The 24806-nt window shown below is 68.3% G+C and carries 25 protein-coding genes; 14 read left to right on the forward strand and 11 right to left on the reverse strand.

Annotated elements, in window-relative coordinates:
* Positions 1–167 precede the first annotated feature (167 nt).
* The 3 genes from argH to lysA are packed head-to-tail and all read left to right on the forward strand — an operon-like array spanning position 168 to position 3123.
* Entirely contained in the window at positions 168–1580 is a 1413-nt protein-coding gene (argH, locus tag HL658_RS04920) for an argininosuccinate lyase (RefSeq protein WP_180280726.1), read from the forward strand.
* The gene (locus HL658_RS04925; protein ID WP_180280727.1) at positions 1577–1864 is read left to right on the forward strand and encodes a hypothetical protein; all 288 of its coding nucleotides are present in this window, start codon (positions 1577–1579) and stop codon (positions 1862–1864) included. The genes argH and HL658_RS04925 overlap by 4 nt, the downstream gene beginning before the upstream one ends.
* Entirely contained in the window at positions 1849–3123 is a 1275-nt protein-coding gene (gene lysA, locus HL658_RS04930; protein WP_425485319.1) for a diaminopimelate decarboxylase, read from the forward strand. Before HL658_RS04925 ends, lysA begins: the two co-directional genes overlap by 16 nt.
* Before the next feature lie 31 nt (positions 3124–3154).
* Here the strand turns inward: lysA and HL658_RS04935 are convergent, their stop codons facing one another.
* Positions 3155–3646, reverse strand: a complete 492-nt coding sequence (locus HL658_RS04935) for a class I SAM-dependent methyltransferase (protein ID WP_343055009.1) — start codon at positions 3644–3646, stop codon at positions 3155–3157.
* Between the two features lie 239 nt (positions 3647–3885).
* Here HL658_RS04935 and recA point away from each other — a divergent pair, with 239 nt between their 5' ends.
* The 3 genes from recA to alaS all read left to right on the forward strand — a co-directional run bounded on the left by recA (position 3886) and on the right by alaS (position 8634).
* The gene (gene recA / locus HL658_RS04940; protein ID WP_180280728.1) at positions 3886–4965 is read left to right on the forward strand and encodes a recombinase RecA; all 1080 of its coding nucleotides are present in this window, start codon (positions 3886–3888) and stop codon (positions 4963–4965) included.
* Positions 4966–5047: 82 nt separating this feature from the next.
* The gene (locus tag HL658_RS04945; RefSeq protein WP_180280729.1) at positions 5048–5842 is read left to right on the forward strand and encodes a response regulator; all 795 of its coding nucleotides are present in this window, start codon (positions 5048–5050) and stop codon (positions 5840–5842) included.
* A 122-nt stretch (positions 5843–5964) separates the two neighbouring features.
* Positions 5965–8634 (forward strand): alanine--tRNA ligase, encoded by a 2670-nt coding sequence (alaS, locus tag HL658_RS04950; RefSeq protein WP_180280730.1) that lies wholly within the window; start codon positions 5965–5967, stop codon positions 8632–8634.
* 1 nt (position 8635) lies between these two features.
* Here the strand turns inward: alaS and HL658_RS04955 are convergent, their stop codons facing one another.
* On the reverse strand, positions 8636–8968 hold the full coding sequence (locus tag HL658_RS04955) for an Mpo1-like protein (RefSeq protein ID WP_246337317.1): 333 nt from the start codon (positions 8966–8968) through the stop codon (positions 8636–8638).
* A gap of 96 nt (positions 8969–9064) precedes the next feature.
* On the opposite strand from HL658_RS04955, the gene HL658_RS04960 reads away from it, so the two are divergent.
* Positions 9065–9910: an AAA family ATPase gene (locus HL658_RS04960; RefSeq protein ID WP_180280732.1), complete on the forward strand. Its 846-nt coding sequence runs from the start codon at positions 9065–9067 to the stop codon at positions 9908–9910.
* Positions 9911–9932: 22 nt separating this feature from the next.
* Here the strand turns inward: HL658_RS04960 and ccoG are convergent, their stop codons facing one another.
* Together ccoG and HL658_RS04970 are read right to left on the reverse strand one after the other, a co-directional pair.
* Complete coding sequence (ccoG, locus tag HL658_RS04965) at positions 9933–11417, reverse strand: cytochrome c oxidase accessory protein CcoG (protein ID WP_180280733.1); 1485 nt, start codon at positions 11415–11417, stop codon at positions 9933–9935.
* A 106-nt stretch (positions 11418–11523) separates the two neighbouring features.
* Positions 11524–12069, reverse strand: a complete 546-nt coding sequence (locus tag HL658_RS04970) for an HD domain-containing protein (RefSeq protein WP_180280734.1) — start codon at positions 12067–12069, stop codon at positions 11524–11526.
* Between the two features lie 51 nt (positions 12070–12120).
* Here HL658_RS04970 and HL658_RS04975 point away from each other — a divergent pair, with 51 nt between their 5' ends.
* The 3 genes from HL658_RS04975 (at position 12121) to HL658_RS04985 (ending at position 15657) form a co-directional block, all read left to right on the forward strand.
* Complete coding sequence (locus HL658_RS04975) at positions 12121–13314, forward strand: vWA domain-containing protein (protein WP_180280735.1); 1194 nt, start codon at positions 12121–12123, stop codon at positions 13312–13314.
* Positions 13315–13387: 73 nt separating this feature from the next.
* Positions 13388–14830: an NADP-dependent isocitrate dehydrogenase gene (locus HL658_RS04980; RefSeq protein WP_180280736.1), complete on the forward strand. Its 1443-nt coding sequence runs from the start codon at positions 13388–13390 to the stop codon at positions 14828–14830.
* Between the two features lie 464 nt (positions 14831–15294).
* Positions 15295–15657 carry a GcrA family cell cycle regulator gene (locus HL658_RS04985; protein WP_180280737.1) on the forward strand — a complete coding sequence of 121 codons (363 nt, stop codon included), beginning with the start codon at positions 15295–15297 and terminating at the stop codon, positions 15655–15657.
* A gap of 77 nt (positions 15658–15734) precedes the next feature.
* On the opposite strand, the gene HL658_RS04990 is transcribed toward HL658_RS04985, so the two are convergent.
* The 3 genes from HL658_RS04990 to HL658_RS05000 form a co-directional block, all read right to left on the reverse strand.
* On the reverse strand, positions 15735–16376 hold the full coding sequence (locus HL658_RS04990; RefSeq protein WP_343055010.1) for an exopolysaccharide biosynthesis protein: 642 nt from the start codon (positions 16374–16376) through the stop codon (positions 15735–15737).
* A 119-nt stretch (positions 16377–16495) separates the two neighbouring features.
* Positions 16496–17719, reverse strand: coding sequence for an NADP-dependent isocitrate dehydrogenase (locus HL658_RS04995; RefSeq protein WP_180280739.1), 1224 nt, complete (start codon positions 17717–17719; stop codon positions 16496–16498).
* 209 nt (positions 17720–17928) lie between these two features.
* Entirely contained in the window at positions 17929–18513 is a 585-nt protein-coding gene (locus tag HL658_RS05000; RefSeq protein WP_180280740.1) for an LOG family protein, read from the reverse strand.
* 273 nt (positions 18514–18786) lie between these two features.
* Here HL658_RS05000 and HL658_RS05005 point away from each other — a divergent pair, with 273 nt between their 5' ends.
* Positions 18787–19947, forward strand: coding sequence for a LysM peptidoglycan-binding domain-containing protein (locus tag HL658_RS05005; protein ID WP_343055011.1), 1161 nt, complete (start codon positions 18787–18789; stop codon positions 19945–19947).
* A gap of 17 nt (positions 19948–19964) precedes the next feature.
* On the opposite strand, the gene HL658_RS05010 is transcribed toward HL658_RS05005, so the two are convergent.
* Positions 19965–20984: a tetratricopeptide repeat protein gene (locus HL658_RS05010; RefSeq protein WP_180280741.1), complete on the reverse strand. Its 1020-nt coding sequence runs from the start codon at positions 20982–20984 to the stop codon at positions 19965–19967.
* Between the two features lie 71 nt (positions 20985–21055).
* Entirely contained in the window at positions 21056–21532 is a 477-nt protein-coding gene (locus HL658_RS05015; RefSeq protein WP_196242060.1) for a hypothetical protein, read from the reverse strand.
* Between the two features lie 119 nt (positions 21533–21651).
* Between HL658_RS05015 and HL658_RS05020 the strand changes: the two genes are divergently transcribed.
* Both HL658_RS05020 and pssA read left to right on the forward strand, forming a co-directional pair.
* Complete coding sequence (locus HL658_RS05020) at positions 21652–22350, forward strand: phosphatidylserine decarboxylase (protein WP_180280742.1); 699 nt, start codon at positions 21652–21654, stop codon at positions 22348–22350.
* Positions 22347–23237 carry a CDP-diacylglycerol--serine O-phosphatidyltransferase gene (gene pssA, locus HL658_RS05025; protein ID WP_180280743.1) on the forward strand — a complete coding sequence of 297 codons (891 nt, stop codon included), beginning with the start codon at positions 22347–22349 and terminating at the stop codon, positions 23235–23237. Before HL658_RS05020 ends, pssA begins: the two co-directional genes overlap by 4 nt.
* A 2-nt stretch (positions 23238–23239) precedes the next feature.
* Here the strand turns inward: pssA and HL658_RS05030 are convergent, their stop codons facing one another.
* A complete protein-coding gene (locus tag HL658_RS05030; protein WP_180280744.1) occupies positions 23240–23551 on the reverse strand; it encodes a hypothetical protein in 312 nt (103 codons plus the stop codon).
* 177 nt (positions 23552–23728) lie between these two features.
* Between HL658_RS05030 and HL658_RS05035 the strand changes: the two genes are divergently transcribed.
* A complete protein-coding gene (locus tag HL658_RS05035) occupies positions 23729–24325 on the forward strand; it encodes a GNAT family N-acetyltransferase (protein ID WP_180280745.1) in 597 nt (198 codons plus the stop codon).
* 1 nt (position 24326) lies between these two features.
* On the opposite strand, the gene HL658_RS05040 is transcribed toward HL658_RS05035, so the two are convergent.
* A complete protein-coding gene (locus HL658_RS05040; RefSeq protein WP_180280746.1) occupies positions 24327–24803 on the reverse strand; it encodes a DUF29 domain-containing protein in 477 nt (158 codons plus the stop codon).
* Positions 24804–24806 lie beyond the last annotated feature (3 nt).

Below are 24806 nucleotides of genomic sequence, written 5' to 3' on the forward strand. Positions count from 1 at the left end.
TCGTTTCGCGCCGATCCATCCGCGACGTGGCGGTGAGCATTCCTTTCTCCTGGGTGTGTTCGACCGCATCGGAACCCGTGGCTCCGCTGCCGGACGCACAAACCGTTGCGGCGGGGGCGGAGTCCGGATACTCACTGACGGTCCCTCTTGCAGTGAATCCGCAGCCGATGACCGCCGACGCGCCCAAGCCGACCTCCTCCGCCGCCAGCCAGATGTGGGGCGGCCGTTTCGCCCGCGGTCCCGCGGCCATCATGGAGACGATCAACGCCTCCATCGGGTTCGACCGCCGCCTCGCCGACCAGGACATCGCGGGCTCCAAAGCCCACGCCGCGATGCTGGCCAACCGCGGCATCATCGCGCCGGAGGACGCCGCCGCCATCCGCGACGGGCTGGACCGGGTGAAGGCCGAGATCGACTCCGGCGCCTTCGTCTTCAAGACGGAGCTGGAGGACATCCACATGAACGTGGAGGCGCGGCTGGCCGAGTTGATCGGCGAGCCGGCCAAGCGGCTGCACACCGCGCGCTCGCGCAACGACCAGGTGGCGACCGATTTCCGCCTCTGGGTGCGCGACGCGATCGACCGGCTGGACGGCGGGCTGAAGGCGCTCCAGGCGGCGCTGATCGATCTGGCCGAGGCCAACGCCGACGCGGTGATGCCGGGCTTCACCCATCTCCAGGCGGCCCAGCCCGTCACCTTCGGGCATCATCTGCTGGCTTATGTGGAGATGCTCGGCCGCGACCGCGGCCGCATGGCCGACGCGCGGGCGCGGCTGAACGAATGCCCGCTGGGGGCCGCGGCACTGGCCGGCACCCCGTTCCCCATCGACCGCCACGCCACCGCCGCTGCGCTGGGCTTCGACCGGCCGGCGGCCAACTCGCTGGACGCCGTGTCCGACCGCGACTTCGCGCTGGAATACATGGCGGCGGCGTCGATCTGCGCCATGCACCTCTCGCGCTTCGCGGAGGAGATCGTGCTGTGGTGTTCCGACCAGTTCCGCTTCATCCGGCTGTCGGACGCCTTCACCACCGGCAGCTCGATCATGCCGCAAAAGAAGAATCCCGACGCGGCGGAGCTGGTGCGCGCCAAGTCCGGCCGCGTGATCGGCTCGCTCAACAGCCTGCTGATCACCATGAAGGGGCTGCCGCTCGCTTATTCCAAGGACATGCAGGAGGACAAGGAGCCGGTCTTCCTGACCGACGACACGCTGGCACTCTGCGTCGCCGCGATGGAGGGCATGGTGCGCGACATGGTGCCCAACCGCGCCTCGATGCGCGCGGCGGCGGAGCGCGGCTTCCTCACCGCCACCGATCTCGCCGACTGGCTGGTGCGGGTGCTCGGCATGCCGTTCCGCGAGGCGCACCATGTCACCGGACGCGCCGTGAAGCTGGCCGAGGAGGGGGGCAAGACCTTGTCGGAGCTGACGCTCGACGAGCTGCGCTCGGTCGAACCACGGATCACGGAGGACGTGCACGCGGTGCTGACGGTGGAGGCGTCGGTCGCCGGCCGCCGAAGCTTCGGCGGTACGGCGCCCGAACGCGTGCGCGAGGCGGTGAAGGCTGCCCGGGAGCGTTTCCTGTGATCGTAGTCCGCACCACAGTCCGCGGCGCCGCCGTCCTGCTGTTCGCCGCCCTGGCGTTGACCGCCTGTGGAAAGAAGCCGCAGTTCGTTGACCCGCCCCAGGGCAAGGCCGCGGACACCTTCCCGCAGACCTACCCGAACCCCGCCTTCGACCCCAAGCCCGGCCAGTCCCAATCCGGCCAAAATCAATCCAGCCAACCTCAACCCAGCCAGCCCCAATCCGGCCAGTCCGAGTCCAGACAGGCCATGCCGGGCGAGATCATCCCGGGATGGAAGTTCCCATGATCGGCTTCTCCTACCGATCCGGCGTGCTGCACGCCGAAGGCGTGCCGCTGACCGCGATCGCCGCGGCCGTCGGCACGCCCGTGTACGTCTATTCGACGGAAGCGCTCGAGCACGCCTACCGCGCGTACGCCCAAGCGTTCGAAGGGCAGGATGCGGGTGTCTGCTACGCGCTGAAGGCCAACAGCAACCTCGCCGTCATCCGCACCTTCGCCCGGCTCGGCGCCGGGGCCGACGTGGTGTCGGAAGGGGAGCTGAGGCGGGCGATGGCGGCCGGCATTCCGGCCTCGCGCGTCGTCTTCTCCGGCGTCGGCAAGACGCGTACGGAGATGCGCACGGCGTTGGAGGCGGGCATCCACCAGCTCAACGTCGAGTCCGTGCCGGAGCTTGAGGCGCTGAGCGAAGTCGCGTCGTCCATGGGGGTGGAGGCGCCCATTGCCATCCGCGTCAACCCCGACGTGGACGCCAAGACCCACGCCAAGATCGCCACCGGCAAGAAGGAGAACAAGTTCGGCATCGACTGGGACCACGCGCGCGCGGTGTACGCGCGGGCCGCGGCGCTGCCGGGCATCAAGGCGGTGGGCATCGCCGTGCACATCGGCTCCCAGCTCACCGACCTCGCCCCCTTCCGCGCCGCCTACACGCGGGTGGCCGACCTGCTGCACCAGCTCCGCGAGGACGGGCACGACATCCGCCGGCTCGACCTCGGCGGCGGCCTCGGCATCCGCTACAAGGAGGAGGCGCCGCCCGACCTGCCGGCCTACGCCGACATGGTGCGGTCGATCACCGGCAATCTCGGCTGCCAGGTGACGCTGGAGCCCGGCCGTTCGCTGGTCGGCAACGCCGGCGTGCTGCTGTCGCGGGTGATCTACGTGAAGCAGGGGCTGCACCGCCGCTTCCTGATCGTCGACGCGGCGATGAACGACCTGATCCGCCCGTCGCTCTACGACGCCTACCACGCCGTGCTTCCGGTCACCGAGCCGGTCTCGGGGGTGGAGATCGCCCCCATCGACGTGGTCGGCCCGGTGTGCGAGAGCGGCGACACCTTCGCCCTGCAGCGCCCCTTGCCGGCACTCGCCGCCGACGACCTGATCGCCTTCGGCTCGGCCGGGGCCTATGGCGCGGTGATGGCCTCCACCTACAACACCCGCCCGCTGGTGCCGGAGGTGCTGGTCAACGGCGACGCCTTCGCCGTCACCCGCCGCCGCCAGACAGTCGAGGAGCTGCTGGCGATGGAGGAACGGCCGGACTGGCAGGGGTGAGGCGGCCAGGAATGAGGCGGCCGTCCGCCGCTCACCCCACACGCCACGCGAAGTAGGGCCAGTCGCCGATATCCGGCAGGTCCTGCCGCTCCCATCCCGGCACGGTGAAGGGCCGGTCCGAGACCACCAGCCCTCCCGGCCGCATCAGCGGCGCGATCAGGGGGCCGAGCCATTCGGCTTGCCGTGCGTCGTGCTTGCGGTCGGGGCTGCCGAAATCGGCGTGGGCGAGGCGGGCGCAAGGGCCGAACAGGGTGGCCGCACCCGGCAACGTGTCGCGGAAATCACCCAGGAACAGCCGGTCCTCCTCGGGCACCAATCCCGGCCCCACATGCAGATCCCGGTCGAACACCAGGATGTCGCGCGGTGCGACGGAATGGCGCAGGAAGTCGTAGGTGCGGCCCTTGCCCAGCCCGACCTCCAGAACCATGCCGGGTGTGTGCTCCAACCGGTCGAGTGCCCAGCGCAGGGCTGTGCGCTGCGCCGTCAGGCGGGCGATCATGCGGTCGAGCAGACTGTCGGACACCGGGTCCCCCTTCGAACTTATGGTGTGAGCATGCACGAAGGGCGCCTTTGCGCATAGCTGGTGCGTGGCCGGACGCACAGCCAGCCGAATAACCGAGACATGTCCGGGCGCATAGCCGCGACTCGACACCTCCGGATGGGAACATTCCACGAAAATAGACTTGCGGATGAGAACGAAAAGAGTACATTAAGGGCCGTTGCACCTGAACGCCGACCGTGATCTAAGAAGGGGGACCGGGCATGTCGTCCGCACAGCTTCGTTTGGTCGAGAAGGATTCCATGGACAAGCAGAAGGCTCTGGACGCCGCCCTCAGCCAGATCGAGCGGGCCTTTGGCAAGGGCTCGGTCATGAAGCTCGGCGCCCGCGAGGCTTTGGTCGAAACCGAGGTGATCTCGACGGGCTCGTTGGGCCTCGACATCGCGCTCGGCATCGGCGGCCTGCCGCGTGGCCGCATCATCGAGATTTACGGGCCGGAAAGCTCGGGCAAGACCACGCTGGCGCTGCATGCCATCGCCCAGGCCCAGAAGGCCGGCGGCACCTGCGCCTTCGTGGACGCCGAGCACGCGCTCGACCCCACCTACGCCCGCAAGCTCGGCGTTGACGTGGACGAATTGCTCATCTCCCAGCCCGACGCCGGCGAGCAGGCTCTGGAGATCGCCGACACGCTGGTGCGCTCCGGCGCAATCGACGTGCTGGTGGTCGATTCGGTGGCCGCCCTGGTGCCGCGCGCCGAGTTGGAAGGCGAGATGGGCGACAGCCACGTCGGCCTGCACGCCCGGCTGATGAGCCAGGCGCTGCGCAAGCTGACCGGCTCCATCTCCAAGTCGCGCTGCCTCGTCATCTTCATCAACCAGATCCGCCTGAAGATCGGCGTGATGTTCGGCAACCCGGAAACGACGACCGGCGGCAACGCGCTGAAGTTCTACGCCTCCATCCGTCTCGACATCCGCCGCATCGGCGCGATCAAGGACCGCGACACGGTGGTTGGCAACCAGACCCGCGTCAAGGTGGTGAAGAACAAGATGGCGCCGCCGTTCCGGGTGGTGGAGTTCGACATCATGTATGGTGAAGGCGTGTCCAAGGTGGGCGAACTGCTCGACCTCGGCATCCAGGCCAGCGTGGTGGAGAAGTCGGGCGCGTGGTTCTCCTACGAGGGCACCCGCATCGGCCAGGGCCGGGAGAACGCCAAGAACTTCCTGCGCAACAACCCCGAGATGGCCAAGGCGATCGAGGACCGCATCCGCGGCAACGCCGGCCTCGTCGCCAACGCGATGATGGGCACCCCGGAGGCCGACGGCGAGGCCGCCAGTCCGGAGTAAGGGGCGGCAGGGCCACCGCGCTGCCTCCGTTTCCGCATGACGGAGGCGGTTGCGCGGGTTAGGATTGCGCACGGTGACAACCATGACGGGATGGATCGTGCGACCGTCGCGTCCTTTGAACATTCTGGTGGCCGACGATTCGCGCAGTATGCGGCAATTGCTGCGCAGCGCTTTCCCTTTTGGCGGTCGGCCTCTTCGTTTCGTGGAGGCCGCCAATGGGGAGGAGGCGGCGGAAGCCTACTCGGCCTCCCGGTCGGACATCGTTCTGCTCGACGTGTCGATGCCGGGCACGGGTGGCATTGAGGCGCTGAAGCGCATCCGCAGCTTCGATCCGGACGCCTTCGTGATCATGATCAGCGGGGATGATTCCGTGGAGAACCGGCAGCTTTGCCGGGAGGCCGGGGCCAGCAGCTTCGTCCGCAAGCCCGTCAGCCAGCAGGTGGCGCATCGCATCCTGGAGGCCTTTGCCGGGCGGCCGCAGCGCCCGGCGTCGGTGCTGGCGGTGGACCGCTCCGACCTGATGATCGTATCGCTGAAGATGGGCATGGACATTCTGCGTCTGCCGCACCGCATGTGCCGGGCCCATTCGGCCGGCGAGGCGCTGATGAGTTTCGGGAGCGTGCACTTTGACCTCGTCTTCGTCGATCCGCAGATGCAGGAAGCCGATGGGTTGGGCGTCGTCGCGGTGATGAAGACCATGCGTCCGTCGGCCCGTGTCGTGATGTTCAGCGACGATCCCACCGTCGATGCGGTGCGTCGCGCGCGCGAGGTCGGGGCCGACGATTACCTGTTGAAGTCCGTCGATCTCGACCATCTGCGCAAGGTGTGGGTCCGGTTCGCGACCGCCAACGGCGGTGAGTTCGAGCCTGCGTCCTAGCCGCGGCACGCGCCAAAGGGCACTGGCGGTCGGCCGCGCCCGATGGACAGGGCCGTCCAGTCACGGTAAAAGCGACGTTCCGGCCGGCAGGCCGGCACGCACTCCGGAGCCGCGCACCGACCATGAAAACCGCCAACGACATCCGCAGCACCTTCCTGAACTTCTTCGGCACCAACGGTCACCAGATCGTGGAGTCGTCGCCGCTCGTCCCGCGCAACGATCCCACGCTGATGTTCACCAACGCCGGGATGGTCCAGTTCAAGAACGTGTTCACCGGTGCCGAACAGCGGCCTTACCGGCGGGCCACCACCTCGCAGAAATGCGTGCGCGCCGGCGGCAAGCACAACGACCTCGACAATGTCGGCTACACGGCGCGGCACCACACCTTCTTCGAGATGTTGGGGAACTTCTCCTTCGGCGACTATTTCAAGGACGATGCGATCGCCTTCGCCTGGAACCTGATCACGAAGGAATACGGGCTGCCGACCGACAAGCTGATGGTCACCGTCCACTCCTCCGACGAGGATGCGGCGGCGATCTGGCGCAAGGTCGCCGGCCTGCCCGATGAGAAGATCATCCGCATCCCGACCGACGACAATTTCTGGCGGATGGGCGAAACCGGCCCCTGCGGCCCCTGCTCGGAGATCTTCTACGACCACGGCCCGCATGTGGCCGGTGGCCCGCCGGGCAGCGCGGACGCGGACGGCGACCGCTTCATCGAGATCTGGAACCTCGTCTTCATGCAGTTCGAGCAGACGGGGCCGGACACGCTGATCCCGCTGCCGAAGCCCTCCATCGACACCGGCATGGGGTTGGAGCGTCTGGCGGCGGTGCTCCAGGGCAAGCACGACAACTATGACATCGACCTGATGCGGGCGCTGATCGTCGCCTCGGCCGACGCCAGCAACACGTCGCCCGACGGGCCGCACGCGGTGTCGCACCGGGTGATCGCCGATCACCTGCGCTCCTGCTCCTTCCTGATCGCCGACGGCGTGCTGCCCTCGAACGAGGGGCGTGGCTATGTGCTGCGCCGGATCATGCGCCGTGCCATGCGCCACGCCCATATGATCGGCGCGCGCGAGCCTCTGATGCACCGCCTCGTCCCGGCCCTGGTCACCCAGATGGGCGACGCCTACCCCGAGCTGACCCGCGCCCGCGCGCTGATCGTGGAGACGCTGAAGCTGGAGGAGACCCGCTTCAAGCAGACGCTGGAGCGCGGCCTTCGCCTTCTGGAGGACGAGGTGGCGCGCCTGCCGTCCGATGGCGCACTGCCGGGCGACGTGGCCTTCCGTCTCTACGACACCTTCGGCTTCCCGCTGGATCTGACGCAGGATGTGCTGCGCGGCCAGGGCCGTGCGGTGGACGAGGCCGGCTTCAAGGCGTCCATGGAGGAGCAGCGGCGCAAGGCGCGCGAGAGCTGGGCCGGCTCCGGCGAGGCGGCGACCGAGCGCCTGTGGTACGAGCTGAAGGACGAGCTCGGCGCCACCGAGTTTCTTGGCTACGACACCGAGGTGGCCGAGGGCAAGGTGACCGCGCTGGTCAAGGGCGACGCCCGCGCCGACAGCGCCGCCGCCGGGGAGGAGGTGCTGGTCATCGTCAACCAGACCCCCTTCTACGGCGAGTCCGGCGGTCAGGTCGGCGACAGCGGCGTCATCTTCACCGCCGACGGCACCGAGGTGACCATCCGCGACACCCAGAAGAAGCTGGGTGCGGTGTGGGCGCATGTCGGCACCGTCACCAAGGGCACGCTGAAGCCGGGTGACGTGGTGGAACTGCGTGTCGATGTGGAACGCCGTTCCGCCATCCGCGCCAACCACTCCGCCACCCACCTGCTGCACGAGGCGCTGCGCCGCCGACTGGGCGAGCACGTCACGCAGAAGGGCTCGCTGGTGGCGCCGGAGCGTCTGCGCTTCGACATCAGCCAGCCCATCCCCCTGACCCCCGCCGACATCGCCGCGGTTGAGGAGGAGGTGAACCGCCGCATCCTGCTGAACAGCGACGTGGTCACCCGCCTGATGTCGCCCGACGAGGCGAAGGGGCAGGGCGCCATGGCCCTGTTCGGCGAGAAGTACGGCGACGAGGTGCGCGTGGTTTCCATGGGCGGGCGCGACGCCGGGGCCAACAAGGAGTTCTCGGTGGAGCTGTGCGGCGGCACCCATGTGCGGCGCACCGGCGACATCGGCGTCTTCAAGGTGGTGGCGGAGCAGGCGGTTGCCGCCGGCGTGCGCCGCATCGAAGCGCTGACCGGCACCGGCGCCCGCACGTGGTTCGGCGGGCGCGACGCCCTGCTGGCCGAGGCCGCGACGACCTTGAAGGTCCGCCCCGACGAGGTGCCGGCCCGCGTGGCCGCCCTGGTCGAGGAGCGCCGCAAGCTGGAGAAAGAGCTGTCGGAGCTGCGCCGTCAGGTCGCCATGGGCGGTGGTGCCGGCCCGGCCGCCGACGGCGGCGCGAAGGAGGTGGCCGGCGTCCGCTTCGTGTCGCGCATCGCCGAGGGCCTGCCCGCCAAGGATCTGAAGCCGATGGCCGACGAGCTGAAGAAGCAGGTCGGCACGGGCGTGGTCGCGCTGATCGCTGTCAACGACGGCAAGGCCTCCATCGTCGTCGGCGTCACCCCCGACTTGACCGACCGCGTCAGCGCCGTCGATCTGGTGCGCGCCGGCGCCGAGGCCTGCGGCGGCAAGGGCGGCGGCGGCCGCCCCGACATGGCCCAGGCCGGCGGCCCGGACGGTTCGCTCGCCGCCGCGGCGATCGAGGCCATCGAGAAGGCGCTGGCGGCGACGGTGGCGGCGTAAGTCACCGGACCCGGCGGTACGGGATGCCATACTGCCGGAACTCCCCCTCCAGCCGGCCGGTCAGCGCCAGACCCAGCATGCGGACGTCGCTGGCGAGCGATGCCAGCGGCGCGTCGAAGGTCTTGGGCCGGTTGCGTTCCACCAGGAAGTGGCCGGCCCAGGCGAAGCCGTAGCCGGTGACCACCGCGGCCAGCAGGAGCCAGCCGTTGAGCGTCACCGCCGCCGCGGTCAGCAGCAGGATGGCGAGGCCGGTCCCCGTCAGATGCAGGGCGCGGTTGAGCGGGTTGGTGTGTTCGGCCAGATAGCGCGGCCAGAAGCCGTCCGGTCCAATCATTCTCCGTGCCCTCCCCATGGTTCCGGCTCGACAGGCGGTGCGTTTCCCGCATAGATGGGGGCACGAACCGATCCGCGCCACCGCACAGGGACCGCCATGCGTTTCACCGGCACCGACAGCTACGTCGCCACCGAGGATCTGATGGTGGCCGTCAACGCGGCCATCGCGCTCGAACGCCCGCTCCTGGTGAAGGGGGAGCCGGGGACCGGCAAGACCGTGCTGGCGGTGGAGATCGCCCGCGCGCTCGGCCGCCCGCTGATCCAGTGGCACATCAAATCGACCACCAAGGCGCAGCAGGGCCTGTACGAGTACGACGCGGTCAGCCGGCTGCGCGACAGCCAGCTCGGCGAGGCGCGGGTGCACGACATCGGCAACTACATCCTGCGCGGCAAGTTGTGGGAGGCGTTCGAGGCGCCGGAGGCCCCGGTGCTGCTGATCGACGAGATCGACAAGGCCGACATCGAGTTCCCCAACGACCTGCTGCTCGAACTCGACCGCATGGAGTTCCACGTCTACGAAACACGCCAGACCATCGCGGCGCGGCAGCGGCCGATCGTGGTCATCACGTCGAACAACGAGAAGGAGCTGCCGGACGCCTTCCTGCGCCGCTGCTTCTTCCACTACATCCGCTTCCCCGACCGCGAGACCATGGAACGGATCGTCGATGTGCATTACCCAGGCCTGAAGCCGGCCCTGCTGCGCGAGGCCATGGCGCTGTTCTACGACCTGCGCGACGTGCCGGGCCTGAAGAAGAAGCCCTCCACCTCGGAGCTGTTGGACTGGATCAAGCTGCTGATGGTCGAGGACATCGATCCGGAGGCCCTGCGCGCCAAGGACAACCGCAAGCTGATTCCACCTCTCTGCGGCGCCCTTCTGAAGAACGAGCAGGACGTGCACCTGCTGGAGCGCCTGGCCTTCATCGCACGGAAGGAGGGGCGGTGAGCACCCCTCCCGCGGTCAACACTCACGGCGCCATGAACACGCTGGGGTGGCGGCCGATCTCGCCGGTGGCGGTGTTCTCGGCGGTCACCGTCACCTCGGTGGAACCGCTCTTCGCGGCGGCGGCGGGCAGGCGGGCGAAGACGCGGTAGGTGGCGACGCTGTCGGGCTCCGCGCTCAGTGTCAGGAACGGCCCGCGTCCGTCGAGCTGGGCGGTGGACAGCTCGGCTCCCGGCAGACCGGCGATGGTCAGGCGGTAGGTCGCCGCCTGATGGGTCTTGTTGAGGATCTTGACCGTGTAGGCGTTCTGGACCTCGCCGCTCGCCAGCGTCACGTACAGCGGTGCGCGGTCGCGCAGCACCGACACGTCCAGGCTGGGGCGCAGCCACAGGCTGCCGGCCATGATGCAGGCCACCGTCAGCATGATCAGCGAATAGATGATGGTGCGCGGGCGCAGGATGCGCACGCGGGCGCTGTGGCCCGCCTGCGTCGCGATCTGGTTGGACTGGGTGTCGAAGCGGATGAGGTCGCCGGGGTGGCCGGTCTGGCGCATTACCTCGTTGCAGGCGTCGATGCACAGGCCGCAGCCGATGCAGGAGATCTGCTGGCCCTTGCGGATGTCCGTGCCGGTGGGGCAGACGTACACGCATTGCTTGCAGTCGATGCAGTCGCCGAAGCCCTGCGCCTTGCGCTCCGCCCAGCTCTGCGACTTGCGGGCCGGAGCGCGCGTCTCACCGCGCCACGCCTCGTAGGTGACGACGAAGCTGTCCTCGTCCAGCATGGCGGACTGGTAGCTGCGCCAGGGGCAGAGATAGATGCAGACCTGCTCCCGCGCCCAACCCGCCAGGAAGTAGGTGGAGGCGGTGAACAGCCCGATGAAGGCGAGCACGGTGGAGGACACCTCGCCCGACAGCATCTGGCCCAACAGGGTCGGCGCGTCGTTGAAGTAGAAGATCCAAGCGCCGCCGGTGAGCAGCGCTATCAGCAGCCACACCGCGTGTTTGGTGAGTTTCAGGCGCAGCTTGCGCAGGGAGAGAGGTGCCTTGTCCAGGCGGATGCGTTCGGTGCGGGCCCCCTCGATCTTGCGTTCGACCCACATGTACAGGTCGGTCCACACCGTCTGCGGGCAAGCATAGCCGCACCAGACACGGCCGAACAGGGTGGACGCGAAGAAGATGCCGAGCGCCCCCAGGATCAGCAGCCCGGTGAGGTAATAGACCTCCTGCGGCCAGATCTCGATCCACAGGAAGTACGCGCGGCGTCCGACCATATCGACCAGCACCGCCTGGTCCGGAATGCCCGGCCCGCGGTCCCAGCGCAGCCACGGCGTGACGTAGTAAACGGCCAGCAGCACGGCCAGCGCCGCCCACTTGATTCGGCGCCAGGGGCCGGCAACGTCGGAGCAGTAGACCTTGGGCCGATGGACGAACAGGGAGCGCAGCGGCGGCGTCTCCTCGACATGGGAGACGTGCTCGTCTTGCGACGGAGGGACGGGGGTTATGACGGACATGGCGGCCTCGCACCACGGATGCTGACCGCCCAGGGTTACGACCGTCGGGGCGGCCTCGTCTGTGATGTGGTCACAGTGCGGGTCGCCCGTTACGGGGGTGCGACGTTCAGACACCCTGCAGCCCGGCGATACCGGCGTCGTAGGCCGCGTCGAAGGCCGCTTCCAGGCCCGCGTGGGTGCCGCGGATGCGGTCGACCACCGCCTTGGCCCAGTCGAAATACTCGCGCTTGCGCGCCTGGGTCCAATTGGCGGGCGGGCTGGCGGCCATGGAGCGCAGGTTGCTGGTCTTGTCGGCCAGCTTGACCAGCTTGGCCGCGTGCGACTTCGTCGCGGCGCCGTCGATCTGGCGCTGTTTGCGTTCGGCCTTGCTCAGGCGCTTGTCGTCCGTCACCTCCGCCACCACGGCGGCGACTTCGGCGCCGAAGGCGCGCTCCAGCTCCTCCCGCGTCGCGTCGGTGTCCTCCAGCGTGTCGTGGAGCAGGGCGGCCAGGATGGCCACGCGGTCCTTCCCCTCCGTCGCTTCGGCGACCAGCCGCGCCACCTCGGCCAGATGGTTGACGTAGGGTTCGGCGCGCACGCCCTTGCGGCGCTGGTCGGTGTGCTTGTGGGCGGCGAAATCGAGCGCGCGGGCGAAGTCCACGAGTGCGTTCATGACAGGCTTCCTTTCGACGCGCTATCATGCCGCATCCAGCGGGGCAGGACCATGTTCACGACCTTCTTCTTCGAGCTGCGGCAGGCGGGCGTTCCGGTCTCGCTGAAGGAATACCTGACGCTGATGGAGGCGATGAAACGCGGGCTGGCCGACTTCCGCGTGGAGGATTTCTATTACCTCAGCCGCTCCTGCCTGGTGAAGGACGAGCGCAACATCGACCGGTTCGACCGCGTGTTCGGCCGCGTCTTCAAGGGCGTGGTGACGGAGGGCGAGGGCGGGGCGGACGCCATCCCCGTGGTGGACCTGCCCGAGGAATGGCTGCGCAAGCTGGCCGAGCGCGTGCTGACCGAGGAGGAGAAGGCGCAGATCAAGGCCCTCGGCGGCTGGGAGAAGCTGATGGAGACGCTGGCCCAGCGGCTGCGCGAGCAGCAGGGGCGGCACCAGGGCGGCTCCAAATGGATCGGCACCGCCGGCACCTCGCCCTTCGGCGCCTACGGCTACAACCCGGAAGGGGTGCGCATCGGACAGGACGGCTCCCGCAACCGCCGCGCCGTCAAGGTCTGGGACAAGCGGGAGTTCCGGAACCTCGACGATACGGTGGAGCTGGGCACCCGCAACATCAAGGTGGCGCTGCGCCGCCTGCGCCGTTTCGCCCGCACTGGCGCGGCGCAGGAGCTGGACCTGCCCGGAACCATCAAGGCCACCGCCAGCAACGCCGGCTACCTCGACCTGAAGCTGGTGCCGGAGCGGCACAACGCGGTGAAGGTGCTGCTGCTGCTCGACATCGGCGGCAGCATGGACGACCACATCCGTCTGTGCGAGGAGCTGTTCTCCGCCGTCCGCACGGAGTTCAAGCATCTGGAGCATGTGTACTTCCACAACTGCGTCTATGAGAGCGTGTGGAAGGACAACCGCCGCCGTTTCGAGGAGCGGATCCCGACCTGGGACGTGATGAACACCTACGCCGGCGACTACAAGCTGGTGATCGTCGGCGACGCCTCCATGAGCCCTTACGAGATCACGCACGCCGGCGGCAGTGTCGAGCATTGGAACGAGGAGGCGGGGCAGACCTGGCTGATGCGGCTGCTCGCCCATTACCCCAAGGCTGTCTGGCTCAACCCGAGCGCCACCCGCTATTGGGATTACAGCACCTCCACCCGCATCCTGCAGCGGCTGATGGGCGGGCGCATGTACCCGCTGACCATCGAGGGGCTGGACGCGGCGATGCGGGAGCTGGTGCGGTAGGCCGGCAGTTCCGGCTTTGACGCGACCGCGGAACCGTGTAGCGTCCGCCCGCCCCGACGGAGCCTTGTCCAGCATGCCTGACGCCATCCCCATCACGGTCGCCCCCTGCGACGGCATCGGCCCGGAGGTCATGGACGCCGTGCTGGGCGTGCTGGACGCGGCCGGCGCGCGGCTGTCGGTGGAGCGGATCGAGGCGGGGGAGGCGGCCTACCGCAAGGGGCATACGGGCGGCATCGACCCGGCGGCCTGGGAGTCGGTGCGGCGCACCGGCGTGCTGCTGAAGGGGCCGGTCACCACGCCGCAGGGGCAGGGCTTCCGGTCGCTGAACGTGACGGCGCGCACGACGCTGGGGCTGTTCGCCAACGTGCGGCCCTGCGTGTCCTATCATCCGTACGTGCGTACGCGCCACCCGCGCATGGACGTGGTGATCATCCGCGAGAACGAGGAGGACCTGTACGCCGGGATCGAGCACCGCCAGACCGACGACGTGATCCAGTCGGTCAAGCTGATCTCCCGGCCGGGGTCGGAGCGCATCGTCCGGTACGCCTTCGAGTACGCGCGGGCCAACCACCGGAACAAGGTGACGGCCTTCGTCAAAGACAACATCATGAAGCTGACGGACGGCCTGTTCCTGCGCATCTTCCAGGAGGTGGCGGGGGAGTATCCGGAGATCAAGGCCGATCATCTGATCGTGGACATCGGCGCCGCCCGGCTGGCCGACCAGCCGGAACGGTTCGACGTGATCGTCACGCTGAACCTGTACGGCGACATCGTGTCGGACATCGCGGCGCAGATCACCGGCTCCGTCGGGCTGGCCGGCTCCGCCAACATCGGCGATGGCTGCGCCATGTTCGAGGCGATCCACGGCTCCGCCCCGATGATCGCGGGGCAGGGCATCGCCAACCCGTCCGGCCTGCTGATGGCCGGGGTGATGATGCTGGTGCATGTGGGGCAGGGCGACGTGGCCGCGCGGGTGCACAACGCTTGGCTCAAGACCATCGAGGACGGCGTGCACACGGTGGACATCTTCTCCCGCGGGGTCAGCCGCTACCGGGTGGGGACCGGCGCCTTCGCCGCCGCCGTGGTGGAGCGGCTTGGGGAGGTGCCGGCGACGCTGCCCAGCGTCGGGTACGAGAGCAACGCGCCAACCTTCTGGCGCGGCATCCGCATCGGCGAGCGCCAGCCGGCCGTGAAGACGCTGGTCGGGGTCGATGTCTTCATCCACTGGTCCGGCGGACCGCCGGCCGAGCTGGGCGGGCTGCTGGCGCCGCTGTCCACGCCGGCCCTCAACCTGTCCGCCATTTCCAACCGCAGCCAGAAGGTCTGGCCGGACGGCAACACCGGTGCCTTCTGCACCGACCATTGGCGCTGCCGTTTCCTGGCGCGCGAGGGTGGAGAGGCGACGCACGCCGACATCGTCGAGCTTCTGGGGCGGATCGGGGCGGCCGGGCTGGACTTCATCCAGACCGAGAACCTGTGCAATTTCGACGGCAAGTCCGGCTTTTCCGCCGCATGAACGCGCCCCCGCGACCCCATCCTTGTCACACGGATTTTTACAGCCATGGTCAGGCTTCGCATGCATACTATCCAGTCCACGTAGGAGCGTGCGGCTGGTCGCCGCACCGCGCGCCATGCGTGTGTATTTCGGAAATCGGACGCGGCGCCGCTGTGGCGACGGAGTGTCGCGCCGTCTTGGGAATCCTCGCGGGATTCCAAAGAGTTACTTCGGGCGATTCCGATTGGCTCGGATCGGCATCGAAGCGGATGTTTCACCGAACGCATGATGCGCGTGGCGGAGTCGAGTGATACTGCCACTTTTGCACAGGTTTGTTGTCTGAACCCCCTACCACCCTAGGCGTTTATCTGGTAGCTTCCTTTGAGGCCGGCACAAAATGTTGCGCTTTATGGAAAACGGCGGATTCGCCGGGGGGCATAAGCACCGGCCTGGGGAACGGGGAACCGGACCAGTGGAGACAGGGAATGAGTTGGACGGACGAGCGGGTTCAGCGACTGAAGGAACTTTGGTCACAAGGGCTGAGCGCGAGCGAAATCGCCGATGCCCTGGGTGACATCAGCAGGAACGCGGTGATCGGCAAGGCACACCGCCTTGGTCTGTCCGGCCGGCCGTCGCCCATCAAGAAGAAGCCCTCGCGGGGCGCGACCATTCTGAATCTGACCGAGCGCATGTGCAAATGGCCGGTTGGCGATCCAAAGCACCAGGATTTCCATTTCTGTGGCAAGCCGGCCCTCGCCGGGCTCCCTTATTGCGCGGAGCATGCGGCGGTGGCCTATCAACCGAACAACAAAAAGCGGGACGAGGATCGTTCGGTCGGCGCCGCCTGACCGGATCGACGGATCACGCAACATATGGCGAATGGGGGCTCGGAGCCGGTCAGGCTCCGGACCACCACATCCGGCGGTCAGGCGGTCGCCGTGACCACCATCCAGTACCCGGCGGCGATCAGGCCGGCGGATACCGCGACGGCCAGCAGCGACAAAGCGACGCCCGCCGCGACAGCCAACCCGTCGCGCATGATCAGCCCCAAAGCGATGACCAACACCGCGATCCCCGGCACCGTGTTGCCAAAGGGGATGGGAAGGGCGATCAACACACCCATCACCAGCACCAGGAACCCGAGTGGGCGCAGCATGGCCGGCCGCGTCAGGGCGGCGTAACGCGGCGCCAGCCACCGCTCGATCCGGTCCATCACGGGTACGGCGCGCACCAGCATGCCGTGGACCACACCGCTGCTCACACGCCGCCGCGACAGCCAGCCGGGCACATACAGCGCCTGCTGACCGGCGATCATCTGCAGCGACACCAACGCCAGCACCGTTCCGAACACCAGGCCGGCCGGCACGCCGGGGGTCGGCACGATGGCGGGAATGGACAGCAGAACCAGCAGAAATCCCGGCGCGCGCTCGCCCAGATGGTCGAGAAGTTCCCCGAACGTCACGTGGTCGGTCCGCAAGTGATCGCGGATCCGGTGCAAAAGGGCCGTCGCCGTGCCTGCCGGTGCCGCGGTCGCCCGGTCGCCCAATCCTTCGGTCATCGCCCTCATCCGTGATTGCCGGATGTACAGGTGGTGCGATGGGGTCGGAAGGGAAAGGGGGAACGAAAAAACCCCCTTCCCGCGGGTGGGAAGGGGGCTTGCGGTGCTTGGACTATGACCGGAGCGAATCAGCCCCAGGCCGCCATCTTCTTCTTCAGGTTCTCGTCGAGCTTGTCGAGGAACTGGGTGGTGGTCAGCCACGGCTGCTGCGGGCCGATAAGGATGGCAAGGTCCTTGGTCATGTGACCGGACTCCACCGTCTCCACGCACACCTTCTCCAGCGTCTCGGCGAAGCGCACGACATCCGGCGTGTCGTCGAAGCGGCCGCGGTAGACGAGGCCCTGCGTCCAGGCGTAGATCGACGCGATCGGGTTGGTGGAGGTCTCCTTGCCCTTCTGGTGCTCGCGGTAGTGGCGGGTCACCGTGCCATGCGCGGCCTCCGCCTCGACCGTCCGGCCGTCGGGGGTGATCAGCACCGAGGTCATCAGGCCCAGCGAGCCGAAGCCCTGCGCCACCACGTCGGACTCCACGTCGCCGTCGTAGTTCTTGCAGGCCCACACGAAGCCGCCTTCCCACTTCAGCGCCGAGGCGACCATGTCGTCGATCAGGCGGTGCTCGTAGACGATGCCCTTCGCCTTGAACTTGTCGGCGTATTCGCTGTCGAAGATTTCCTGGAAGATGTCCTTGAAGCGCCCGTCATAGGCCTTCAGGATCGTGTTCTTCGTGGACAGATAGACCGAGTAGCCGCGGTCGAGCCCGTACAGGAACGAGGAATGGGCGAAGCCGGCGATCGAATCGTCCAGGTTGTACATGCCCATGGCCACGCCCGAGCCGGGGAAATCGAACACCTCGTGCTCGATCACCTGACCGCCTTCGGCCGCTTCCCACTTGATCGTCAGCTTGCCCGGACCCGGCACCTTGAAGTCGGTCGCCTTGTACTGGTCGCCGAAGGCGTGGCGGCCGATGATGATCGGCTTCGTCCAGCCCGGCACGTAGCGCGGCACGTTCGAGCAGACGATGGGTTCGCGGAAGACGGTGCCGCCGATGATGTTGCGGATGGTGCCGTTCGGCGACTTCCACATCTTCTTCAGGTTGAATTCCTTGACGCGCGCCTCGTCCGGCGTGATCGTCGCGCACTTCACCCCGACGCCGTACTGCTTGATCGCGTTGGCCGCCTCGATGGTGATGCGGTCTTCCGTCGCGTCCCGGCTTTCGATCCCCAGGTCATAGTACTTCAGCTCGACGTCGAGGTACGGCAGGATCAGCTTGTCCTTGATGAACTGCCAGATGATGCGCGTCATCTCGTCGCCGTCGAGTTCGACGACCGGATTGACAACCTTGATCTTGGTCATGGGTGCAAAATCTCCCCTTGGGGTAGGGCGTGGTCTTTATCTTGGGCGCCGGGCGCGCCATCCAACGGGCGTGTCCCTGTCTCCGGCCGCGCGAAAACACGCGCACCGGGGCGGAGGCTGACGGCCCATTCTATAGCACCGCGTCGCGGCCAAAAGGAAGCCGCGGCCTTATGCCCGAGGAGGAATGGCGCTTTGCCGCAGGCGGGGGCTCACAGCCACTTGGATGCGGGCGGCAAGGACGGTTCCGGCTCGGCCGCCAGCGCGTCGAACACGTCCTCCACGCGGTCCACGATCCGGAACAGGTTGCGGTGGCCGGGCTGGCAGAAGCCTTCCCCGATCATGTGGTCGACGAGCCCGGCCAGCGGCGCCCAGTAGCCGCCCTCATCCACGATCACGATCGGCTTGTCGTGCAGGCGGAGCTGCTTCCAGGTCAAGACCTCGAAGGTCTCGTCCAGCGTGCCCAGCCCGCCGGGCAGCACCACGAAGGCGTCGGACCGGTCGACCATCATCCGCTTGCGGGTGTGCATGCTGTCCACCACGTGCAGCTCGGCCAGCGCGGTGTGCTCCACCTCCAGCACCTGGATGTGCTCGGGGATTATGCCGACCACGCGACCGCCCGCGGCGATGGCGGCGTCTGCCACGATGCCCATCAGCCCGACGCGTCCGCCGCCATACACCAGCTGCACGCCGCGCGACGCCAGACCGGTGCCGAGATCGTGGGCCGCCTTCTTGTAGCGGTCGGACACGCGGCTGGATGCGCCGCAATACACACACACCGAGTTCGGGAGGATCATATCCCGTGCACCCTTCCACATCGTTGGGCCAAGCGGCCCGTTCAGCCCGCCGGGGTCGCAGCCGGTTACACCATCATCGTCGGCATCACAAGCCGGTCGCGCAAGGGGCGGAATGGGTTCGCACCCCAGCGGTCCCATCACCGTCAACCGCGGGGGAGGTCTGCGCGTTTTGGTGTTCATGCCACCGCTTCGCCGTTGATCCGGACGGCTTACGCCCTGATAATCGCATGACAATTCCAGCGTCCGGCAAAGGCCGGCTTTTCGGTGGCGACGGTGAAAGGCAATCTGCTGTTCATTGGCGCGGGCGCTGCGGCCATGTTCGCCTCCGCCTACGCCCTGTGGATCGACCCGCCCCCGGTGCCGGTGCCACCCGACATGAGCGCCCCGAGTGCGGCGACACCGCCGCCGCGCCCCGCCGCCATGCGTCCGGTTTCCCCGCCGGCTGCCGCCGCGCCGGTCGCGGAGCCCCCCGCCAGGCCGGCCGCGGCACCGCTGCCGGCAGCCCCGCCCTCCGTTGCCGCGGAGGAGGTTGGTCCCCGCTTCGACGTGGTCCGCGTGACCCCGGACGGGGAGGCCGTGATCGCCGGGCGGGCGACTCCCGGCTCCACCGTCACCGTGCGCGACGGTGTCGATCCGCTCGGTGATGTCACCGCCGACCGTCGCGGGGAATGGGTGCTGCTGCCCGGCCGGCCGCTGCCGGCCGGCAGCCGCGAGCTGAGCCTGACCGAACGGGCCGGTCATGCGACGCCGGTCGCGTCCGAGCGGGTGGTCGTTCTGGTGGTGCCGGAGCACGACCGGGACATCGCCGGGCGCCCCGTGGCCGAGCCGGCGGGTGCGCTGGCGGTCGCGGTTCCGCGGGCCGGCACGGGTGCCGCCACCGTGCTTCAGGTGCCGCCGGCCGCCGCCGAGGCGCTCCGGGCGGATGCGACGCCCGGCACCGCCGCGACCGTGGTTCCGCCGCCCGCGGCCCAGCTGCCGCTGCCCCCTGGTGGTGTGAGCGTCGAGACGCTGGACTACGACCGTGAAGGACGGGTGGCGTTGGGCGGGCGCGGGCGTCCGGGCGGCTCGGTGCAGCTCTATCTCGACAATGTCCTGGTCGGGCGGGCCCACACCGATCCGAACGGCCGCTGGCGACTCAGCCCCGACCGGCCGATCGACCCCGGCCTCTACACCCTGCGCGCCGACCAGGTGGCCGAGGACGGCAAGGTGACGGCGCGGGTGGAGATGCCGGTGCAGATGTCCGACGTGCCGCCCGACCTTCCGGAGGGGCGCTCCATCGTCGTGCAGCCGGGCCACAGCCTGTGGCGCATCGCGATGAAGTCCTACGGCGACGGCTATCGCTACACCACCATCTACCAAGCCAACCGCGAGCAGATCCGCGATCCCGATCTGATCTACCCCGGCCAGATCTTCGCCGTTCCGGCGTCGAACTGACCGGGCCGTCGGATCGATCAGCGGATCGCCAGCACCGCCGCGCGCGGGTCGAGGGCGGAGACACGCTGGAACATGGCGGTGGCGTCGTCCGTCCGCCCCGTCTCCCGCAGACAGACGGCCATGCGGTAGTAGTCCTCCGCCTTGGGCTCACCGAGCTTGAGGAAGCGTTCGTAATTGCTCACGCAGCGGCCGTAAAGGCCGGCTTCCGCATAGGCCCGACCCCAGTCGCGGTAGAAGTGCGGCATCAGGGGATCGAGGGCGAGCGCCTTCTTCGTGTATTCACGGGACTTCGCCATGTCGCCGGATGCCTCGCTCATCACCGCCAGATTGGCAAGCGGGGCGGCGTAATTCGGATCCAGCTCATGGGAACGGCTGTACATGTCGGCCGCCTCCTTGGTCCGCCCGGCCAGGTGATAGGCGCGGCCGACCAGATTGAACAGCTGGGGGTGGACCTCGAGCGGCAAATGGAACTGTGCCTTGTCGGCCAGCGCCAGCGTCTTTGTGAAATCACGGGACTCCGCATCCGCCGCGAACTGGACCTTCAGCGCGTTCATCGGGTCGATCGAGGTCAGCATGTATTCGGCGGTGGCCCGCACCAGCGCCGCCGGATCCTCCTTCGGAGCCGACAGGACGGTGCTGGTGCTGCGCCCGCGGGCATTGCCGGCCATGTGCATCTCGAGCCGCTCGCCGGCCTCCACCACCGCGCCGTCGAACTCGAACTGGATGAAACCCAGCGTGCGGAAGGCCGCATTGCGCACCGGAGTGAGTGAGATTTCCGCGATCTCGAGATCGACGTTAAAATCACTCCGTTCCGTCTGCACGGTCTGGGTTCCGAAATCGGAGCCGGCGATGAATTCGTGCCGGTCGATCTCCTCCAGAACCAACCTGTTGAACACCTCGCCCGAAAAACCGCGCTCCTCCATCGACGGCGGGACTTCCGTGGGGTGGAGAAGCACGGATCCCACCGAACCGGTGGCGACCTGATAACCCATGACCGCCGCCAAGAGGCCGGCCACCATCGACAAGGATTCGAACATCACAGGACCTCCGCTATCGCCGCGCAAGTCTAAGGCGATAACCGGGCCGCGTGAACCACCGACCGTCGGTGTCAGAGATATTCGGCCAGCAGACGCAGGAAGGGCCGTGCTTCCTGCACCATCAGCATGGTCTGGTGGGCCAGATCCTCCGGCCGCACATGCCCCCCGATGCGGGACTCGGAGAACAGCAGGATTTTTTGCCCCTCCTGCACCACGAAGCGTGCGTGTTTCAGATCGCCGATGCCGCCGAGTATGGTCAGCAGGTTGCGTCGCCGGTCGGGCGACTGCGCGGTGTAGGGGATGTGCCCGACCTCCGCCCAGATCTGACAGACGGCTTCCTCCCCGTCGGGGCTGACCGCGGCGTTGAAGGGCAAACCCTCGACCACGAATCGAAGACGCGAGGACCGCGGCGGCTTGGCGATGCCCAGCACCCCCTCCGGCGTCATGAAGATGGCGTTCATCCCGATGGGCAGGGATTCCGGCGCGACTTCGGCCAGGGAGTGGATGGCGTCGAGGCGGGCAACGAGCGGAACGGACACGGCGCTCATCCATTACAGTCCGGTGGAGTGTCCGGAGCTTGGGCTCTTGCTGCTAAAATTCTGTAAAGGTCCCCGGTCTCCCGCTATCATCCGCGGCTTCCGCCACAGCATGAGCAAAGTCCACGTCGATGAAGGCCATCGATACCGTTCTCGTCCCCATCCACCGCGCCGGCTGGCCCTTCGTCGCCGGCTTCGCGGTGGTCTCCCTGGTCCTTGGCCTTGCCGTGGCGGAGCCGCTCGGCTGGATCGGGCTGGTGGTCACCGCCTGGTGCGTCTATTTCTTCCGCGATCCGGAGCGCACCACCCCCGTCCGCGACGGGCTGATGGTGAGCCCTGCCGACGGGCGGGTCATCATGATCGTCCCGGCCGTGCCGCCGCCGGAGCTGGAAATGGGCGACCGCCCGCTCACCCGGATCAGCATCTTCCTCAACGTCTTCAACGTGCATGTGAACCGCGTGCCGGCGGAAGGCACGGTGGTGAAGACGGAATATCGCCCCGGCAAGTTCTTCAACGCGGCACTCGACAAGGCCAGCGCCGAGAACGAGCGGATGGCGATCCGCCACCGTCTGCCCGACGGGCGGGAGATCGCCTATGTGCAGATCGCCGGGCTGGTGGCGCGCCGCATCATCTGCACCCTGGCGCCGGGCGTACCGGTGCGGGCGGGCGAGCGGATGGGGCTCATCCGCTTCGGCAGCCGCACCGACGTCTATCTGCCCGACGGGGTGCAGCCGCTGGTGTGCGTGGGGCAGACCATGATCGGGGGAGAGACCGTGCTGGCCGACCTGCATTCGCCCGAGCCGCAGCGTCTCGGCGAGGTCCGCCGATGAAGCGGCCGAAGGTCTTCCGCGAACGGATGTTCCGGGCCCGGCCACCGGGGGCGCGGCGCCCCCGGCGCACCCACCCGCGGCTGAAGGGGCTGCCCTTCAACACCATCCTGCCGAACGCCATCACCGTCCTGGCGCTGTGCGCCGGACTGACCGGCATCCGCTTCGCCATGGCCGACCGGTGGCAACCGGCGGTGCTGGCGATCGTCATCGCCGCGGTGCTCGACGCCATGGACGGGCGAATCGCCCGCATGCTGAACGGCCAGAGCAAGTTCGGCGCCGAACTCGACAGCCTGTCGGACGTCATCAGTTTCGGTGTGGCGCCGGCGATGCTGCTGTATCTGTGGACGCTGAACGGTGCGGGGACCTTCGGCTGGGTGGCGGCGCTGGCCTTCGCGGTCTGCTGCGCGCTGCGTCTGGCCCGCTTCAACTCCCGCCTCGGTGCGCCCGACCTGCCGCCCTGGGCCTTCAATTATTTCACCGGCGTGCCGGCACCGGCCGGGGCGGCGCTGGCTCTGCTGCCGATGATCCTGGGCTTCGAGGCCGGATCGGATTGGGCCGGGCATCCGCTCCTGGTGGTGCCGTGGACCCTGCTGATCGCCGGGCTGATGGTCAGCACCATCCCCACCTTCTCCTTCAAGAGCGTGCGGGTGCCGCAGCAGTATGTGGTGCCGGTGCTGGTGGGGGTGGGGCTGCTCGCCGCGGCACTGGCCAGCCAGCCCTGGTGGACGCTGGTCGCCATCGGCCTCGCCTACATGGCGAGCTTTCCCGTTTCCATCCGGCAGTTCCAGCGCCTCCAGGCCGCAGCCGCTCTGATCCAGACACCTCCCGCCGAGGAGCCGGGGGAGGTTCAGGATGTCCGGCCGGTCGAGGCGCGGGAAGACGGCTGAGGTCAGGCGAGCGAGCGTTCGGTCGCCAGCACCTGCATCACCAGGGGGATGGCCCGCAGGCAGTTGGCGACATGGTCGGACTCGTGCCGCACCATGCCGGCCACTTCCATCTCGATCGACAGCGTCTCGCTGTCGGGGTGACGGCGGCTGGTAAGCAGTTCGGGCACCAGCCCGCGCTTGGCGACCAGCTCAAGCACGCGCGGCAGGACGCCGGGATCGGCGTCCGTGCGCAGCGTGAATGTCACGAGGCGGGCGGGGTCGGTGGCACGGGCTTCGGGGGATGCTGCCAAGGCAGCGGTGCTGACGGACGACATGGATGCTCTTCCCGGTCTGATGGCGCTGTGGATGCGAAAGACGGCCCCGGCCCTCAGAGGAGGACCGGGCGGATAATTCGCAGCGCGCAGGGGAAGGCTTGTCCGAGCATGGGGCGGAGCGTAGACCGGTCGGGCCGCCGGGTCAACCCGGCGTTCCGCGACATGTGGGACCAACCGATGCCGATCCGGTCAGCCGACGCGACCATCCGCCCCGCCGAGCCCGATGACGCCGCCGACGTCGCGCGTTTCGTCACCATGGCCGGCGGCGGGGTGTACGAGTTCCTGCTCGACGGGCTGGTGCCGGGTGTGGCGGCTGCGGAGATGCTGACGCCCGGCATTGCCGGACGCAGCGGTTCCTTCTCGCACCGGCAATGCGCGGTGGCGGTGTGCGGCGACCGGATCGTCGGTGCGGTGCACGCCTATCCCACCGACTGGATGCGCGACGCCGACCGCAGCTTCCTGCCGCAGGACCGGCTGGACCACCTCGCCGCCTTCGACCGCACGCAGGATTGGGGCAGCTACTTCCTGTCGGCCATCGCCGTGCACCGGGACCACCGGCGCGCCGGCCACGCCCTGCGTCTGCTGGACTGGGCGTACGGACGGGCGCGTACGGGCGGCTTCTCCCGCATGTCGCTGCACGTCTGGGCCGACAACCTCGCGGCGCGGCGCCTCTACGAGGCGCAGGGCTTCGCCGAACTCGCGCATGTCCCGGTGCCGTGGCACCCCCGCCTGCCGCGCGAGGGCGGCTGCATCCTGATGGGCCGGGGGGTGTAGGTCAGACGAGCCCGTGCCGGTTCTCCGGCCAGAACTCCTCGTCCAGAAGCTGGTCGAGCGTCCAGGGGCACTGTTCGGGAAGGTCGCCGATGCTCAACTCGTCGTCGATCAGCCCGCGGGCGGCCCTCCGGCGGGTCGTGCGGTAGATGTCGCCGACCACCGGTTCGATGTCGTTGCGCAGGGATCGGGTCAGGTAGGTCTCGATGTCGATCCGGGCGTTTCCGACGCTGCGGCGCCAGCCGCGGCGCGGGTCGGTGGCCGGTGAGACCATCAGCTTCAACAGATGTTCGATGATGGTTTCCAGATGGCTGCGCACGCTGCGGACATCGCTCCGGCCCAAGCTCTCGATCTCCTCGGCCACATTCTCCCAGTCGATGTCGGCGTTGACGCGGGAGGCGCCGGCGCGGCGGATCGCGGCGGCCTGCGCCTGGGTCCAGGCGTAGAAATCCTGCTCGTAATCGGCGTCCTGGCGGTCCATGGC

Origin of the sequence: Azospirillum oleiclasticum, assembly GCF_013423485.1 — a bacterium.
GTDB lineage: Bacteria > Pseudomonadota > Alphaproteobacteria > Azospirillales > Azospirillaceae > Azospirillum > Azospirillum oleiclasticum.